At 77.0% G+C, this 382-nt stretch carries 1 protein-coding gene; it reads left to right on the top strand.

Translation table 11 applies throughout. The features are described 5' to 3' along the window. Positions 1-382, top strand: a 382-nt coding sequence (locus VR45_RS31265; RefSeq protein WP_045943248.1) for a molybdopterin cofactor-binding domain-containing protein, incomplete at both ends; no start/stop codon positions are given.

The following is a 382-nucleotide window of genomic DNA, read 5'->3' as shown; positions in this document are numbered from 1 at the left end:
ACCTGCTCGTCCTGGAGATCACCACCGCCGGCCGCGCCGTCCTCCACCTGCCCCGTCTGGAGGTCGGCCAGGGGCTGACCACCACGGTCGCCATGATGGTCGCCGAGGAACTCGACGCCCGGCTGACCGATGTCGACGTGCCGCTCTCCGACAGCCGCCCCGACCTGCTGTTCAACCAGCTCACCGGCGCCTCCAACTCGGTCCGCACGCTCTACGACCCGGTGCGCGGCGCGGCCGCCGCCGCCCGGGCCCGGCTGGTCACCGCCGCCGCGCGCCGCTGGTCGCTGCCCGCCGACACCCTGCGCACCGCCGACTCCGCCGTGACCGCGCCCGACGGCCGCCGGGCCGGCTACGGCGAACTCGCCGCCGAGGCCGCCGCCGT

This window comes from Streptomyces sp. NRRL S-495, from assembly GCF_000966955.1.
Lineage (GTDB): Bacteria > Actinomycetota > Actinomycetes > Streptomycetales > Streptomycetaceae > Kitasatospora > Kitasatospora purpeofusca.
The sequence above is the reverse complement of the archived record's forward strand: the minus strand, read 5'-3'. Positions and strand labels throughout refer to the sequence as shown.